8 protein-coding genes are annotated in these 17,677 nt (G+C 42.7%); all 8 read right to left on the bottom strand.

Annotated features, from left to right (window positions below; translation table 11 throughout):
• Positions 1 to 26: 26 nt before the first annotated feature.
• The gene (locus DW019_RS08050) at positions 27 to 6,677 is read right to left on the bottom strand and encodes an SNF2-related protein (RefSeq protein ID WP_347474413.1); all 6,651 of its coding nucleotides are present in this window, start codon (positions 6,675 to 6,677) and stop codon (positions 27 to 29) included.
• 134 nt (positions 6,678 to 6,811) lie between these two features.
• Positions 6,812 to 7,159: a TnpV protein gene (locus tag DW019_RS15455; RefSeq protein ID WP_243024130.1), complete on the bottom strand. Its 348-nt coding sequence runs from the start codon at positions 7,157 to 7,159 to the stop codon at positions 6,812 to 6,814.
• Positions 7,160 to 8,026: 867 nt separating this feature from the next.
• The gene (locus tag DW019_RS15645) at positions 8,027 to 8,158 is read right to left on the bottom strand and encodes a hypothetical protein (RefSeq protein WP_279217640.1); all 132 of its coding nucleotides are present in this window, start codon (positions 8,156 to 8,158) and stop codon (positions 8,027 to 8,029) included.
• Positions 8,159 to 8,603: 445 nt separating this feature from the next.
• The gene (locus DW019_RS08040) at positions 8,604 to 9,461 is read right to left on the bottom strand and encodes a hypothetical protein (protein WP_118443046.1); all 858 of its coding nucleotides are present in this window, start codon (positions 9,459 to 9,461) and stop codon (positions 8,604 to 8,606) included.
• A gap of 33 nt (positions 9,462 to 9,494) precedes the next feature.
• Entirely contained in the window at positions 9,495 to 9,869 is a 375-nt protein-coding gene (locus DW019_RS08035; protein ID WP_118443045.1) for a hypothetical protein, read from the bottom strand.
• A complete protein-coding gene (locus tag DW019_RS08030) occupies positions 9,854 to 10,699 on the bottom strand; it encodes a class B sortase (protein WP_118443044.1) in 846 nt (281 codons plus the stop codon). Before DW019_RS08030 ends, DW019_RS08035 begins: the two co-directional genes overlap by 16 nt.
• A 33-nt stretch (positions 10,700 to 10,732) precedes the next feature.
• Positions 10,733 to 13,225, bottom strand: a complete 2,493-nt coding sequence (locus DW019_RS08025; protein WP_118443043.1) for an SIR2 family protein — start codon at positions 13,223 to 13,225, stop codon at positions 10,733 to 10,735.
• A 154-nt stretch (positions 13,226 to 13,379) separates the two neighbouring features.
• Positions 13,380 to 17,582 (bottom strand): SpaA isopeptide-forming pilin-related protein, encoded by a 4,203-nt coding sequence (locus DW019_RS08020; protein WP_182431069.1) that lies wholly within the window; start codon positions 17,580 to 17,582, stop codon positions 13,380 to 13,382.
• Between the last annotated feature and the right edge of the window lie 95 nt (positions 17,583 to 17,677).

Below are 17,677 nucleotides of genomic sequence, written 5' to 3'. Positions count from 1 at the left end.
GTCTGGACAAATTGTCCAAACGCTGTTTAATGCATCCCATGTGATCTTCTGGTATCGGCCGGCTCTCTTGGTCTTACATGATAAACCGGTCTTTCTTCTCCTACCGCCAAAAGTCCTCTTAAAATCCTTAAATGGTCAAACGGTTTCATCCGGTTTTCCCCGGCATCGTACTCATAAGCCGCATGTGTTTTCATTGCCGGCGAAGACAGAACCGAATCACTTAAGTTGCTGAGTACCGTCCGCAGATAGATCACGGCGTCCTGTTCCACTTTTGGTGCGATCAGGTATTCTGTATCCGATACCGGTATGGCATAAAAATCACCATCCATATATTCTGACATCTGTTTTTGCATTTCCTCACTGTCAAGGCTCTCTGCATTCTGCTCCGAAGAAAAGCAGACCACTTCGCTTTCTTCTTCCGGCAGAGCATCTAATAGCACCTCTCTCGCCCGTTCCTCTGCCATTTCATACTCTTCCATAAATTCCGGCAGAAGATGTTCTAACAGCCATTCGCCCAAAGGCGTAACCGTCGGTTCATTTTCAAGTACCGGTGTCCCGCCTTTTTCATCCATATTTAACAAGGCATCCAGTTCCGCTAACCGTTCCATCTTCTCCTTCAGTTCTTCCTCCGCAGGAAACGGCTTTTGCACCTCTATCTTTGCCGTTTCCAACTGGTGTGCGACATTGTTAAGTTTTGTCTCTGCTTCTGAAAGTTCCCCAGCCATGCCATCTAAAACATTATGAAGTCTTGTGATATTTCCAAACGCATCCGAACCAAGTTCAAAGTTGTGGCTTAGTTCTCCTTTCAGACTCATCACAAACTTGCGGTTAAAAGAATCAAAAGTGACTTTCATTCTCATACCGGCATACTCACCGATCTCCACCATCTGCTGCAGAGAATCCATCTCCTGACACATAGCAAGAATGGCTGTTCCTGCTTCCTTTTTGTCCGTAAAGATACGGTTTCCCACTTTCATGGAAAAGTTGTCCTTATCTACCGGAAGATTCTTTCGTACTGTTTCCATATCTGTCTGAAATCCCCGAATCCGCTCCTGCAAAATTTCAATCTGCTTGGGATAATTCTTTGCAATGTTATCCTCCAGCCGGTAGATCTGACTGGTATGGTTTGCTTTCATCAGTTTCAGCCTTGATACCTGAATATCTAAATCCATCTTTTCCTTGATATAAGGATTTCCGGTGGCAAGTGCTTTGACCTCGGCATAAGTAAGTGCTGCTTCATCCACATCCTCACAGCTTCGTACCGGCGATTTACTTGTCATGATCTGGCTGATGAATTTCTGCTTGTTTTCTATTACCTGCCACGAATAACTGTCGAATGTGCCTTCTGTCACATAACGAAAAATAGACACGGTATCATTTCTGTTACCCTGTCTGAGAATACGTCCCTCCTGCTGTTCAATGTCTGACGGACGCCACGGAACATCCAAATGATGCAGGGCAACCAGACGGTCCTGCACATTGGTTCCGGCTCCCATCTTCTGCGTGGAACCAATCAAAAAACGAACCTGTCCGCTTCTTACCTTGCCAAACAGCTCCGTCTTTCTTAACTCCGTATTCGCTTCATGAATAAAGGCAATCTCTTCTTCCGGTACACCCCGGTTCACGAGTTTTCGCTTGATGTCATGGTAGACATCGTCAAACACCTCTGCTTCTAACATATCATTTCCATCACCTGCAGTCGTTTTCCCAACGATCTTCGGTGTCGAAAGGTCACAAAAGATAAGCTGTGCGGATTTGTCTGCCTTTGTCCTGTCCCATATTTCATACGCCTTTTGCACAAGGGCGTTGACTTTGGAATGTTCTTCATCTGGCAGTAACCGATTGATCAGTCTCTGATCCAGCGCCAGCTTCCTTCCATCATTTGTTATCTTTAACATGTTATCTTCATGCGGTTCCACTCTCCGGTCACGGACTGCCTCCGCCCGCTCCGCTAACGATGCGACCATCTCCTTTTGATGTTCGCTCGGCTGTAATACCACATTTTCATACTTTGCTTTCGGAATCGGTAAGTTTAACATATCCGGTGTTTGTATATCCGCACACTCCTTAAACAGGGCGATTAACTCCGGCAGATTGTAAAACTTGGCAAATCTCGTCTTTGCACGGTATCCGGTTCCCTCCGGTGCAAGTTCGATCGCTGTCTGCGTCTCTCCAAAGGAAGATGCCCAGGAATCAAAATGCCCCAGTCCCATCCGCTGCAGCGTATCATACTGCAGATAACGCATGTTGGTGTATAATTCCGTCATACTGTTGGAAATCGGGGTTCCCGTTGCAAAGGTAATGCCCTTTCCGCCGGTCAGCTCGTCCAGATACTGGCATTTGGCAAACATATCGGAAGATTTCTGTGCTTCCGACTGCGCAATACCCGCTACATTACGCATTTTTGTATGTAAGAAAAGATTTTTGTAATAATGGCTTTCATCTACAAAGAGCCTGTCCACGCCTAACTGTTCAAAGGTCACAACATCATCTTTTCTGGAAGTATCATTGAGTTTGTCCAATCGTGTCTGAAGGGTTTTCCTCATTTTCTCCATCTGCTTAATGGTATAGCGTTCTCCCTGCTCCGCTTTAATTTCTTCAATCGACTGCGTGATCTCAGCAATCTGCCGCTCAATAATGGCAGTCTGTCGTTCAGCAGATAGCGGTATTTTTTCAAATTGACTATGCCCGATGATCACCGCATCATAATCGCCGGTAGCAATCCGTGAGCAGAACTTTTTACGATTTGCCGGCTGAAAATCTTTCTTGGTAGCCGCTAAAATATTGGCTCCCGGATACAATCGTAAAAAGTCACTGGCCCACTGCTCCGTCAAATGATTTGGTACGACAAACAAACTTTTCTGACATAAGCCAAGACGCTTGCTTTCCATTGCAGCCGCAACCATTTCAAATGTTTTTCCGGCACCGACACAGTGTGCAAGCAATGTATTATTTCCATACAAAACATGAGCCACAGCATTTTTCTGATAACCCTTTAACTCAATATCCGGTGTCATTCCCGGAAACTTCAAATGAGAACCGTCATACTCTCGTGGTCTGGTGGAATTAAACAATACATTATACTTACTCACGAGTTCATTACGCCTGTCCATGTCACGGAATACCCAGTCCCGGAAAGCTTCCCTCATGGCATCCTGCTTCTGTGCGGCAATCGTTGTTTCTTTTTTATTGAGAACTCGCTTTTCTTTGCCATCCTCGATCACTGTGTCATACACACGGCTGTCCTTCAGATTCAGAGAGTCTTCCAAAATCTGATACGCATTTCTCCGGCTGGTTCCGTATGTCATGTTTACAAGTGCGTTTCCTAAGTCTGCATTTTTTCCCTTCACATTCCACTGCCCGGTCACATCGGAATACTGAATCTTTATTACATCACGATTTAATAAATGCTCCGGTGTCTCAAACACTTCCCGCATAAAATCCTCGATAAATCTCGGTTCAATCCATGTTGCTCCAATCCTGACTTCAATCTCACTGGCATCCAGTTCTCTCGGCTGTACCCGTTTCAATGCTTCCACATTGACCGCATACATGGGTTCATTCTTTGCAAAAGTTTCGGCTACTTCCAGTTTGTTTCGCACATTTCCGCTTAAATAAGCATCTGCTGTCTCCCATTCCTCACTGATCGGGTTTTTAAAGATTACTCCGGTCAGCTCACGAATCAGCGTATCCCGGTCTTTTCCACTTAGTTCCGACATATATTCAAAATCAATCGCTGCTTTTTCTGCCAGAGATACCGCCAGTGCTTCGCTTGCCGTGTCCACACTGGTCACCACTTCTGCTTTCTTGATCGTGCGTTTCATAAACATGTCCGCTTTTCCGATAAAGTTGCCTTCCTCGTCCTGCTTTTCTAAGGAACAGAGCAGACAGTAGCTGCTGTCCTGATGAAAGGCACGCTTATTGGTTTTGGAATAAATCCTTCCATAATCCTTTACAAAGGCATCGTACAGATCATTTAACTTCTTCTGTGCAGACCGGATCTGTTCCTCCGGATAATCCTCTAACTGCAGCCGAATCAGTTCCTGTGTGCAGTCCTTTATGGAAGCCATGCCCTTGATCCGCTCAAGCATTCCCTCGGAGGCTTCCACCGGACGCATCACCGAGTTTTCACGGTAATACAACCGATCCTCTATCTGTGCATAACTAAAGTTTTTTACTTCCGGTACGGCAGGGATCACCTCAGCCGTCAGCTCCTCATTCATCTCCTCCAGTTCGATTTCTTCATAAGAACCTTCGATAAAAGATAGACTCTTTTCTAACTGCTCCTGAAAAGGAAGTGTATCATCCGGCACACAGGTACTTTCCATCCCATACGGCCCGCTGACCATTTCCATAGAACCAGCAATCATCTCCGGATGTTCCACAAAATAGCTGTTCATGACGGTGCCGTTTTTATCCTGTGATAAATGCACCCAGTCTGGTTCAATGTCCATGATACGGTCACGCTTTTTCAGGAAAATGATATCCGATGTCACTTCCGTTCCGGCATTTGCCTTAAATGCAGTATTCGGAAGCCGCACCGCTCCCAACAGTTCTGCTCTCTGTGCAATGTACCTGCGTACCTTTGGATTTTCCTTATCCATCGTTCCCTTGCTGGTGATAAAAGCGATCACTCCACCCGGACGCACCTGGTCTAAGGTCTTTCCAAAGAAGTAATCATGGATCAGAAAGTTATGTTTATCATATTTCTTATCTGCCACCTTATACTGACCAAAGGGTACATTGCCAACAGCAGCATCAAAGAAATCATTCGGAAATGTTGTTTTTTCATATCCATCCACCGTGATATCCGCTTTGGGATACAGCTGTCTGGCAATCCTTCCTGTCAGGCTATCCAGTTCTACACCATACAGATGGCTCTCCTGCATCGTTTCCGGCAGCATTCCAAAAAAGTTACCGATCCCCATCGAAGGCTCTAACAGATTTCCTTTCATAAATCCCATTCTCTGTAAAGTCCGGTAAATCCCCCGGATGATCACGGGACTGGTATAATGGGCATTTAAGGTACTTTCTCTTGCGGATAGATACTCTTCCTCGGACATCAGATCTTTTAATTCTGCATACTCCTTTACCCAGGCACTCTTGGTTTCGTCAAAAGCATCTGCAAGACCTCCCCATCCGACATACCCGGATAAGACCTCCTGCTCGTCAGCGGTTGCCATCCTGCCCTCCGATTCGATCATTTTCAAGGTACGAATAGCCTCCACATTTCGCCAAAACTTTTCTTTCGCCGTGCCAGTACCAAGCTCCATATCGGTAATCGCATAGTTTTCTGCCGAAACTGCCGGCATACTGATGTCTGTGATATCTGGCAGGCTTTGTGCCGACTCTACCTCTTCTTGCCTTGTCTGTCGAATGTGAGCAGCACCATCTGCTACTGTTTCATCTGGAACGGTCTCTTCCATTTTTTCTGCCGCATCCTCTGACAGATTCTTTTCCGAAATTGTTTCTGCCGTCTCTATCACCTGATCTGATCCGCCAAGTTCATCGAATACCTCTCCATGAACTACTACAGACTCATCCACCACAGATCCTAACTCTTCCTTTGCTTTCTGCAGTAATTTTTCATTCCGCTCCTGCTGATAGATGGCATACTCTTCTTTCTTCTCTGCAGTCAGGTAGCGATCCTCCCTCATCAGCTTTTCAATCCGCTTTACCACCACATTCCACGAAAGCAGGATCTTAGCATCCGGCGTAAAGATCTCTCCTTTACTTAACTTGATCCCTTTCGCATCATAATCTTTAAAGCTGTTATCAGATCCCGGCAGTGCCTGGCTGGTTCCTCCGGTTCCATACTCGTTTTTCAAAAACTCTGCAGCATCTTTTAGCGTGTGTTCTTTGTGAAAGTAATCATAGATGCGAAAATCACCATGTTCAAAGCCGGATCCTCTGGTCAGCGTGTAGTCAATCTCATCGGCAGTAATAAAATCTTCCGTTATCACATGCACTTTGTCCGGCAATGGATAGTCCACCTTATCTTCCAAAAGCTCTGCAATGTCATCCCGCAGTTCCTTTGGATCCTTTGCCAGACGAAACCGATATTGTATTTCTCCTGCAGCCTCCTTTTGCAGTGTCCGATCCATCTGCTCTACGATCATACGAACATCATCTTCATATGACAGCATTTCAGCGATCTCCGCATGATCCTTTGGATAATCAAACCCATGAAGTCCCAGTTCTTCCGGAAAGGAACCCACCGAATCCCGGTAATAAAAGAAAAGCATATCCGCTAACTCATTTCTTACAAACGAATCTGCCAGATATGCTTCGTTGCTGTCTATGTATGTTCCCGCTTCCATCTGTCCCCGGATGACAGATTCCACTGCACTCCAGGATAGATGTAGCTCCGTATGTTCCAATGCTGAGGTGCCGTGTGCTGCAGACATTCCATTCTCATCGAACCAGACAGAAATCTGCTCCTCTCCAAATAAAAATCCTTTTCCGGTTTTTCCATACTCTTTCCTAAGAAAGTCTTCCATTTCTTTTGGCGTATTTCCCGCATGATACTTAAAGTAAATGCGTTTTCTGCTGTTACTTTTCCCTCCGCCGGTGCGAAGGATTTCCTCGATATGCTCCGTCGCAATCGTTCCCAGAAAAGATTGTTCGGCTGGTCTTTCCACTTGCGCCACGGCTACATTTCCTATCTGCTCTGACATCAGCGAAAACAGATCCATCTGCCGGTACGGACTGTCCGCCGGCGGTTCATAAGTTTCTAGTTCTGCTTCGGATAAAGTATTTCCTCCGGATCGGTCAGATGGCTCTGATAAGAAACCGTCTCCCCGACTTTCGGTTACCGGTAGATCAGCTCCTTCAGAATGATCTCCTCCGCCTGCTGATAGACCATGTTCATCTCTTTGGTCCACTTCCACGGATCTTTCTGCTTCATGGCTTCCGTCACGCCCTGTGAATCTGCTAATCTCTCGGTCAATATCTCGAATCTCTCCTCTGCCTGTTCCTGTATTTTCAGACAATGTTTCATCAGTTCTCCGTTCAGAAGAAGTCCCGTGTAAATCCCCCTCCTGTGTTTTTTCAGATAATTCTTTCGCAGCACTCCGTATTTCGTCAAAGTTTCTTTCTCCTCCTCCGGTATCAGGTTGGGAATGAGATAATCCCCGTTCCTTTCGTATGTCAGATTCATGTTCCGGCACCTGCCTTTCTTTCTGATTGTTTGTTGGTAATGGTTCTCTTGACGGTATCTGCTTTCTTGCAGTCTCTCTGTTGTACCTTGCGATCGTTCTTCCAATCTGTACTAACATCGGTTTGCAAAGTTCTGAAGTGCTACTGCCAAGCACCGATAAGGTTCTGAGTGTATTAAACTCATGAATGTAATCAAAAGTAAGACCATCGGCAAACTCTGTCATATCACATCCGCATCGCTTCAAAACGATATAACTTACACTCTGCACCAGCATTTCCCGGAACCGTACGGAAACCGCATCCCCATCCAGATCCTCCAGAAAACTGTTTGCCGCTGCATCGATCACTTCATCTACGGCTTCCTCATAAAAATCTTCCGCTATTCCTGCCGCAATCTCATAAATACGGCTTTCAAAAGAAAGCGAATCATTGGTGCTGCCGTAAATATGCTCCAGTCCGGCAAGAACCGCTTCTTTATGTTCTTCCCTCAAATGCCATATAAAAGGATCTCTACCGATCTTTCTTGCTTTGTGTACATCCGTCACATCAAAGACATACCGCAGCCTCGGTCTTTCGCTTTCTCCATCCAGAAGGGCGATTCCCTTTGCTCCCCGGTTTACCCAGCAGAACATCTTCTCATTCCACATTTCAAGCGAGGCACAGGCTGTTGCATCCGGTCTCTGTGCATATATGAGAATCTGATCCTCAAACGGATACTTGTACAACCTTGACGCAACATCAAGGTATCGGATCCATTCCTCCCTGTTGGCACTGATCCTTTTGGCAGTCTCTCTCGCCAGAACAGAGATTTTTTCATATTTCGTCATTTCTTGTTCTCCTCCTGTACCTGCTGTGTCGGCTGTGAATATCATTTACTGCTTTGCGAAACAGCGGCTGCATATCCCATCAGTCTTTTTTCACTGTCCGTCTTTATTTCAATATCAAACACCATTGTTTCTTCTCTGTTTTCTTCTTTTTGTACTTCTTTTGCTTCCATCATTTAAACCCTCCATTTCTGATCGTTCATTTATTGTACTGGTTTCATAAACATACGGTTTCTGAAAGATTAGCCGTATGCTGCTCCTCACAAGCTGAACCAGTGTCATTCCATTTTTCTGATAAAAGCCACACAGACCGATGATGCCGATCACCGGCATGCACAGGGTTATGGCTGTATTGATCCCTACACCAAAATAAAAATGCAGAAGTAAGATTCCTCCTGCTCCTGCAAGTAATGCAATGCCGCCAAACACACACTCTCTCAAAGATAAGCCTTTGAAAAAGTCATCCTTAAAAGCGGCTACATCCGGATTGATTGTCTTTGTCATATACTAAGCGTCTGCAAGCTCTGATCACAAAGTATGGCTTGCAGCTTCTACCTCCTTGTTTCCTGTTTTAAACTGTTGCCACGGATTACTTCATTATCTTCTGTTTCTGCTCCGGCATCACAAATTAAATGCTTTCTGCATCACACTGTCCGACATCTTCACGGAGGATGAGATCACTCCCATCTTCAGGCAGTACTCTAACAGTCTCACGATCGCATTTTCCGTATCAATCGCCACGGTATTGATAAAGCTGGCACTGATGGCGATCACCACCGCAATGAGCAGTGCCGAAAACACATAGCCGAAAAATGTTCGGATATAAGAATAACCAACATTTGCCGTCTGTCCTCCTGCCGCCAGCGTTGATAATGCCACACCGGCAAACGGAGCGATCATGTAAATCTTCAAAATACGGTTCAGCACTGTCATGACCACGATAAATCCACACACCACGGTAAACATAAAAAACAGGATACTGGTTAAAAATGCGGTCATCGTTCCAAAATCAGCACTGGATATCCTCTCATACACCTTTGCCCCATCAAAGTCATAGACCATCGACAGCTTATTTTCTCCCAGTATTGCCGATGTCAGGTTTTTTCCCCATGTAAAAAACTTCGGCATATAGGTAAGTGCCATACTCATCACATTGGATGTGATGATCAGCCGGATAAACATTTTTATTGTTCGTTCAAACGTCAGATCCGCATGCAGATCACAGCTGTCTCTGCAAAATCCATACAAAAAGAAAATGCATAACAGCGATATGGCGATCACATTTAAGGTGGTATAGATCGTTGATATATTATCCCAGACATCCTGATAAGTGCCGGAAGAAGGATCCTTCGTTAAAACATCCGCTGCCAGTTTCATCATGTCATTCCATGCATAACCGGCACACTCAAAGAAATCTTTTCCGCTGAAAAAATCTCCCAGATCTTCAAAAAATCCTGTTACGGAATCCCACAATCCCACCTGCATCACCTCCCTTCAGGATCCCTGTCATTCTCACGAAACACCAAGCAGCTTTAAAATTGCCGGTACTGCGACCATGATCAGTCCACCGATCACCTTTTTGATTGCTTGGCTCTGCTGTGTTGTGTCGTGTGCAGAATACCCGGTACCAAAGTCTAACAGTCCCCAGGCAAGAAAGATTACACCGACACCGCCAACACATCCAAGCACCAGCTCCTTGATCACATCAATTCCATCGGTCACTTCCTTGACACCGGTGTCCGTCGCAGTACTCTTTCCCTTTTCTGCCGCCAGTGCCCGGATCGGTGCGCTGGTAAGCAGCCGGTAATACAAAACGATTGCTGCCACTCTGCACCTTTCCCACAGTCCTTTGCATCGTGGTTTCATCACTTCTAATTCCTTGTGCATCCTATTTCTTCCTTTCTTTTTTCATCATTGTGTCGTTTTTTGCAGCCGATCACCATAAGCCGCTTGTCTTTGCCATCCATCGTCCGGCAGGTTGAAAACGTTACAAACCGGTATCTCCGAAAGAATGCCTCCGCATCGCTTTCCTCCATTTCTTTTTTCATCTTCTTTGCCGCCTCATTTTCAAACCTGCTGTGACTTAGGATTTTCTCCACCATCCCGTAATAATCCTCTTCATTGCCATAATCCGTGAATGAGTAATAATCCGCATATTTGTCTGTCTCCAGAACAGATATGATATGGTATTTCTCCTCTTTTCCATCCACCGGCGTAAAGAAAAACACTGGATGCTTCATAAAAAATGCTTCCTCCCGGAAGTTCTGCAGATAGCCAAAGTATCTCCTGCCATTGATGTTGTGACCGTAAATGATACGGTTGTCACTGTCTGCCCTGCATCGGACATCCAGAAACGGCGTCCCATAAAAACTGTACCCGCCATGCACATCCCGGTGGAGATAATACTGCCAGTCATCCGGATGATGACCTTTTGTACCTGTCTGCATAACCGGATAAGAAAAGCCGGTGCCTTTGATCTCTAGCCACCCGATCATATCTTTGTACTTTTTGTGGAGTTTCCGTACACCCGTCTTTTCGTTCTCCGTGGTAATCTCTTTTTCTATATTGTCCTGCTTTCTCTCCCGGTCCGTGTATCTTTTCAGGTTCAAACCGAGAACCAAAGCAATGACTGCTAAAATCAAAAAAAGGAAGAAAAGTATTCTTCTTAAAAATACTCTTCTTCCTTTTGGGATTGAAATGTTATTTTGTTGGTTCATAATTTCTCTTTCCAATCAGTTATAAAAACCAATCTACTGCCTTATAATTCCTATATTAAGTAGAAAATTCATTTCATCACCCCATTCCTTTCCAATAGAATCTGGTTTTACCACTAACTGATTAAGCAACTTTTCAAAATCTTGCTTTCCTCTGCTATGGTATAAAAATGTTTTTGCAGCCTCAATATTATTTGTATCAGAAAACATTTTGTAATAATACTCCAATGCAAATTCATTTATCCTTGTATCAATATATTTGCACATATTTGCATATTTTCCGTAAAGCATTGCAATTTGCATAATAGCATTACTTTCTGTACGTAAATATCTACTTTCACCACTATCTATCTTCATTCTTGAATCTTGCTCTGCCTTTTTTGCCCAATCAATTGCTTCAAGAATTTTATCTTTCGAACTATCACTAGTACTCCGATAATTAGTAATATAAATACTCTTTGCTCGCTGTAACCAATAATTAGGATCGTCGGCTTTAAGCTGTTTTATATTTTCATTTTCATATACTTTATATATGAAATTAGCAGCTCCAGATCTAATAATTCCATTTGTCTTTTTCCCTGACATTGAACCTATCGATGATGCAGAATAGGTTCTAGAGAAAATGTCATTCAATTTGTCAAATTGCAAAAACTCTTTTACATTATCAATGTCAATTTTGCTAAAACTTGACAATATTTTATATATAGCTTCACAAACTTTATTTTGGTGTTGCTCCATCCTTTGATACTTAATTTCACTACCATCTGGTGGATAAATATATGCACTTAATATTTGTAACAACCCCAACTTTCCATTACAAATGACTTTTATATGTGAATGTTTCTGCAACTCTCCCTTTTTACAGTTTTCCTCTTGAATAAGAGGCATATATTTTGAAACAATTTTTTTGTAATCCTTGGCCAATCCTAGCCCAACTAATTCCTCATAGTATATCTTATTTTTCACCAAAATCCATATTATCAATGTAAGTTCGTTTAAATCCGTAATAACATATTTTTCAATCACCTTTCTATTGTATACATTAGCAATTCGCAATGTATTATCCAACAAATTCCTTTTTTGATCAAACTTCGATATTCCAAGAGTATTCAATTTATCATTTATTGCCAAAATATCATCTTGTGGCATTTTACCTCGTAATGTATCTTTTATTGCATAATTAATACTTTTTGAATGAAATGTTATCAAATTGACCACATCATCAAAAGAATTCAAAAATACACACACTATATTATTTCTTTCAGAATCAAAATTAGAAAGCAAACTATTAAATCCGCGATCATCAAGTGATTGACTATCAAAAACAATCAATGAATTTTTTTCAAGAAGTAGCTCTTTTATATCGTTCTCAGTTATGGTTTCTTTTTCTGAAACAAAAAAACGTTGATAATTAGGATTAGCTTCCAGAATAGTATGCGCTAACATACTTTTTCCAACAAATCTTCTTCCAACAATTATATTTATCTTATCTGGCAAAAACTTTATTTTTTCTGCCTGCTTAGTGGGTACAAAATAAAAAGGGAGTTTGTTTTTATTTGGTGATAAATCAGCCAAATAATCTAGGTTCTCTTCTTTATTTTTCTTCAATCTTTCTAACTCAACATATGAAAATTGAGTAATATTTTTCTCTATCTTTGCTTGACTTTCATCGTAACACTCAGTTACAAATTCATAGAAATACTCATAATCTTCAATTGAAGAAAGTTGAATAACATGCGATATATTGTAGCTCTCCAATTTGCTTTTTTTAAATTCAGACAAGCATTCCGAAGTAACATAAATACCACAAATATTGCGATTTTTCATATTTTTATTTTTATCTGATAAAACAGAATATTTAATATCTATTTCATCATCTAGACTACAACCAATATATAGTAAATTCTTATTTCCACAATCTGCTGATAATAAATCGTGAAATTGCTTGCTTTTTTCTAGGCTCGCAATATACTGACTTTCTGTAAGGATCATTTCATTATAATCTAAATTTTTGCAGAACATCGCTACATCACCATGAATTTTAAAAAGCGCACCACAATCTGGATTTATTTTTCTTGGATCAAATCTTCTATTTGGATAAAATACCTCCCATGCTTGTTTTTTTGAATCTTCAATAGCCGTATCTATATTTAAGGTATAAATATACGGCCATTTTATATCATTCAAAAATTTTAATTGTTGTGGTTTGTCAATTTCAATTCCAGTAAAATTTGTCATATAATAATCAATCACCCCATCTTTATCAGGATGAGCAAAAGTCTGCTGATAAAACTCTGAAATCGAGGTAAACGATTCATGTTTTAACTCTTCCTCGCTTACTTCTTTTTTTCTGACTATTTGTTTTATCATATCTTCTTTCAACTTTTTACCACTAGGTACCTCTCCGCCCTTTTTAGTTTTTAATCCACATGTAAAACCTGCCCCTAAAATTGGAACCAAATTTTCTTCACAAAATGCATGAACAAAAAATTCTTTTGTTTCCGCATCACTAACTTTAAGTTCTTTCATCTCTTCTCCTTTCCTTATCAAATGCAAAAATTTAATATCTATGCCTTGCAAGTTTTAATTACAATAGTTTTTAACACATTTTGTTGTAGAGAACAATTTTGTACTCCACAACAAAATTATATCAAATTCTCACTCTTGGCACCACATATTTTTACTATTTTGCACTTCCTCTTTTTACCAGTCCTCGTTTTCTCCATACCAGCACCGCAGCACCAGCCACCATAAGCAGTCCCACTGCGATCGGAATGATCGGCATGGTTCCTCCGGTCTGTGGTGTATCCGGTACATCCGGGATTGGTGCATCTTTAACCGTTATAGTTTGCACTTTTCCGATATCCTTGATGGTAATCTTAACTGGTTTTGCCAACTGATAACCGGATGGAGCACAAGTCTCCGTAAAGGTGTAAGTCTCTCCAACCACCAGTTTTCCGGTGATATCATAGGCGTCATCTTTTGTCACAAACTTCATCACCGTATTCCCTTTAGAATCCGTTATGGCAAACTTTGCACCGCCAAGAGCCTGTCCTGTTACCTTGTCCAGTTTCAAAAGCCGGATATGTGTCTGCTCATCCACCATGATCACCTTATCATCGGCATGGTCTTCATAGCTTCCGTCTTTCTTCTTGATTGACACAACGGATGTATAAGACACTCCAACTTCACCTGACACAGCAGAACCACTTACCGGTTTGATAGTAACAGCACTTCCGCTTGCCACCGTGTTCTCTGTATCGGCTGCTGTAGATGATGCTGCCACCGGTTTGATCTGGTAGGTGATCGCATCTGCTGTAACATAACCATCTGCAGGTCTTGTTTCTTTCAATGTATAGTCCTTGTCGCGGAATAATCCTCCCACAAGAAGATTCCCTTTTTCGTCAAAAGAATACTTAAAATTCTGATAACCGTCTTTCTCTGTTACATAGACTTTCACAGAATCCTTATCGCCTGATGTCCAGCTGATAATCTTTTTTCCGGTTGCATCTGTGATCTCCAGCTTACAGCCGGCAATCTCTTTCGAGCCGGTCACACCAACCTTGCTGACCACATTGGTTGTCTGGGTATTTTCTTTCACTGCTTTTGCCTCGATTGTCTTGGTTTCAGCATCCTTATATTCCAGATGGATATTGATCGGTGTCGTATCTACAAAGTAGCTGTCCGATACAGATAACTCCTGCAGATAATACTCCCCGGAATTTAACTTTACGGCTGCAGCACCATTCGTTGATGCCGGAGAAGCGGTTACACCCAGATCCAGTCCCGGCATCACTTCCGCTTTTCCTTCTGTAAACGGTAAGGATGTTGCTGCTGGTGTAGCCGTTGCCGCTGCATCACTTCCTGCTGTTTCTGCCGAAGCAGTCTCTGTATAAAGCTCACTCATAAGCGGCAGTTTCTTGTCGCAGATCACACTTCCGTCTTCCGTCGTAGTAAGGGTTGCCAGCTGCGTACCGGCATCTACGATCTTCTCTCCGGCATAGTTGTAAATATCATGCTTAGAATATAAACCAAACTGTGCTCCTTCAATGGATTCCTTCGTCTTGGCGTCCTGCTTAATCAGTTCCAGCTTCGTGCCGGCAAAATCATTCTTGATATGGAGCAGTCCCTTTTCGTCCGTCACATCCGTGCTGTTAAGGACATATTCATCCTGTCCATCCTTCCACTGAAACTCTAATGACCACTCTTTCGTGTCCGGATACACATAACCATAAGGTGTCTTGTTTTCCTCCAGCTTGTATTTTCCTAATGGAAGCGATACATGAATGGTTCCATCTTCATCCATCGTGTAACCGGTAATGCCGCCACATTCCGAAGTAAATTCCACACCTTTTCCGGTTGTAAGAACAGCTACTTTATCACCATCCTTGAACCATGTGTCACGGGCATTGTCGGTGCTCTGTCCATCCTGTGTCAGGATATCTCCATCCGCATAAAGTGTAAATTCCACGCCATCCAGTTTCATCTCTTCAAAAATGAACTCCTGCTTCTCGTTGTCCCAGCCCTTTAACACCTCGCCGGTCTTTAAGAGATTTAAGCGTCCTTTTGTCTCTTCATTCAGGTACTCCAGCATGATCGTCACATGATGATATCCATCCTCGTCAATGTAACTTTCATAATTGTCTGCCTTGCTGTTTACCACAACCTCCACATACTGATGATTGATATGCATACCATCTGCAGCAGCTACCTCATAAATATGATAGGTTCCGGAACAGAGCGAATCCACTGTTACTACTTCACCGGATTCATCACAGATAAAGGTATCTGCCGTCTTGGTTTCGCCATCTTCCATATATTCCTGTGTCACCAGCTCTTCTTTTCCATCTACTACCTGATAGATCTGATAACTGGTTCCCGGCTTTAATACAGTTTTCTCAGTGTTTTTGTCTTTCTTGATGATCTTGAAATAAGCCTTGAATAATTCATTGACCTTTTCAAACTCATATACCCTGCCATTCTCTGTGATCTGTACCTCAAAATCATCCACATAATACGCATCTACATCTCCGGAATCCATCTGATGTACCACATAGGTTCCATAGACCAGATCTCCTGTTGCAGCATATCCGTCCGCATTTGTCTTGATCGTTGCTCTTTCGTCATCGGCACATTTTTCATAACTGCCTTTCGATTTCAAATACACCTGAAATGTTGTATTGTTCTCCGGATAATATTTTTTTCGGGTTGGATCATAAGATTTCTTCTTTACGGCGATCTTTCCTTTGATCGGTGAGTTGGAAAAATCTGCTTCAAAAAGAACCGGTGTAAACTCATCCGTCTTTGCAGATGCGTCGATCTTTAACTCTTTTACTTCATCGCTTAACAAGAAACCTGTCGGGGCTTGTATCTCTTTCAGGTAATAGGTATTACCGCTTCTGAGATAATCGGTTGTTAATCTTCCGCCGCTTGTCTGATAGACACCGGCTGCTTTGGCATTGCCTGCCGCATCATAAACGGTTGCTTTCTGCGTACATTCCTTGTCTGCATACAGTTGAAATACGGCACCGTCTAAAGTGGCATCTCCATGAGCACTGCCATCTGCAGAACCTCCGGATTTCTTTGCGATCGAAATGGTTGCCTTTTTGTATTTATTCGTCAGATTCGTAATATACGCTTTCTCATACTGCGTTGGATGCTCCACCAGCTTATCCGGCCAGTCTCCGCTTGCATTTTTCTGCCAGCTGTTCGCTTCCTTCAAGGTGATCTTTACTCCTTTTGCCAGGGATGGATCCAGAAAGATATTTTTATTATTTCCGACACTGTTCTCTGTCAGAGTATAAGCATTGGATATGTCTTTCATCTGTGCTTTCAGATCCTGTTTGATCAGATCATCTGCTTCTGCTTTGGTCATGTTCTTTCCAAAATGAACACCCTGTTTATATCCATCATCCTCCAGAGCTTCCTTTGCCGCTTTTTTCTGTTCTGCATTCATTGCTGCCAACGTATCGTCAGTGTAATACGCCATCTCATCAGCTTCCAGACGGTATGTCATTCTCCATGCCACGGTTCCTCCATCTGTCGTAGATCCGCTTACCTCAAACTCTGTGTTATCATCCTCATCTGCATTGCTCGTCGTGTCTCCATTGCGGTCAAACACATTGAACGAATACAGGTCATCCAGATTGTCGGCAGACAAAGTAAACTGGATACCGCCCAGTCCCTTTCCATCCTCGTCCTGCTTATGTACCGTAATACGCTGACGGTAATAAGTGTGATCTGTTGTTGTCTTATATCCTGGCAGTTTCGATGATTCCGCATCCACAGTAATCAATTTCTGATAGCCTTTGGTTGCTCCGGTCTTTTCCCACATGGTTGCTTTCGCCTCCCATGTACCGCTCGGCTGAAAGATCTGCTTATACAGATCTGCCACGGTTTTATTCGGAAAATAGCCGGTATTTGCTTTTACCTGCTTGATCACATTTTTAAGATTAGCTTCTGAGGTATTTCCCTCCGATACCGCCCATATGAGTGCCTGACCCAGTACAAAGGCTTTCTTTGCACGGTTGCAGTCATTCACATAAAAACGAATGATCTTTGCATAATAACCATGTTTTTCTCCACCGGTATTCTGATTCCATGTATGGGTATCCGTCACCTGATAGGTATTTCCGGTATGACAGGTCTTACCAAGACTGAGACAGAATGCCGTCTTGCTTCCGACATTGATCTTCCACCATGTCCCGGATTTCGTTTTGGAACCGACATCCACCGTTCCTAATCTTCCATAAGAAGATACCGTTGTTTTTGCTGTTGTTGCAGCACTGACATTCACTGTATTCTGCGGCAGCAAGCCACACAGCATAGATAATGCCAGCAATCCCGTAAGCATCTGCTTACATCTTTTCTTCACTTTTGATTTCATGATAAACCTCATTTCTACGCATATTTCTTTTCCCTGCATCCTCTGCGTCAGAATGCAGACTGATTCGCTTATTTGTCCGGACTTTCTTTCTGCCC

Origin of the sequence: Clostridium sp. AF37-5 (genome assembly GCF_003477605.1) — a bacterium.
Lineage (GTDB): Bacteria > Bacillota > Clostridia > Lachnospirales > Lachnospiraceae > Eubacterium_F.
Note: the sequence above shows the minus strand (reverse complement) of the source record. Positions and strands in the feature narration are given on the sequence as shown.

Coding starts and splice junctions, on each gene's coding strand:
- DW019_RS08050 (WP_347474413.1), bottom strand. CDS start 6,677: ATGTCAGAGCAGATAGGAAATGTAGCCGTGGCGCAAGTGGAAAGACCA.
- DW019_RS15455 (WP_243024130.1), bottom strand. CDS start 7,159: ATGAATCTGACATACGAAAGGAACGGGGATTATCTCATTCCCAACCTG.
- DW019_RS15645 (WP_279217640.1), bottom strand. CDS start 8,158: ATGATGGAAGCAAAAGAAGTACAAAAAGAAGAAAACAGAGAAGAAACA.
- DW019_RS08035 (WP_118443045.1), bottom strand. CDS start 9,869: ATGCACAAGGAATTAGAAGTGATGAAACCACGATGCAAAGGACTGTGG.
- DW019_RS08030 (WP_118443044.1), bottom strand. CDS start 10,699: ATGAACCAACAAAATAACATTTCAATCCCAAAAGGAAGAAGAGTATTT.
- DW019_RS08025 (WP_118443043.1), bottom strand. CDS start 13,225: ATGAAAGAACTTAAAGTTAGTGATGCGGAAACAAAAGAATTTTTTGTT.
- DW019_RS08020 (WP_182431069.1), bottom strand. CDS start 17,582: ATGAAATCAAAAGTGAAGAAAAGATGTAAGCAGATGCTTACGGGATTG.